This window comes from Paraburkholderia sp. SIMBA_054 (assembly GCF_046534875.1).
Taxonomy (GTDB): Bacteria; Pseudomonadota; Gammaproteobacteria; order Burkholderiales; family Burkholderiaceae; genus Paraburkholderia; species Paraburkholderia hospita.
Map to the genome: position 1 here is coordinate 1 of NZ_JAWRXV010001645.1, position 239 is coordinate 239.

Consider the following 239-nt stretch of genomic DNA (forward strand, 5'->3'; position numbering starts at 1 on the left):
GGGCCAGCTGATCGTCGAATCGCGCATGCTGGCGCGGCAATGCGCCGCGCTGCTGCCCGGCGATGCCGCGCTGCGCCGGCGCATCGTCTACCTGGCGATTGGTTTTGCCGCCAGCCTCGCGGCGAAGCTGCGCGGTCGCGATCCGACGGCCGCCGCGCGCCCATGGCTGGACGAAGCCGACGCCACGCGCCTGGGCGAACGCCGCAACGTGCCCGACCAGCTGCTGGGAATGATGGCCG

General features: G+C 73.2%; 1 protein-coding gene. It reads left to right on the plus strand.

The window, feature by feature from the left end:
* Positions 1-239, plus strand: a 239-nt coding sequence (locus SB822_RS60670) for a bestrophin family ion channel (protein ID WP_410859597.1), incomplete at both ends; no start/stop codon positions are given.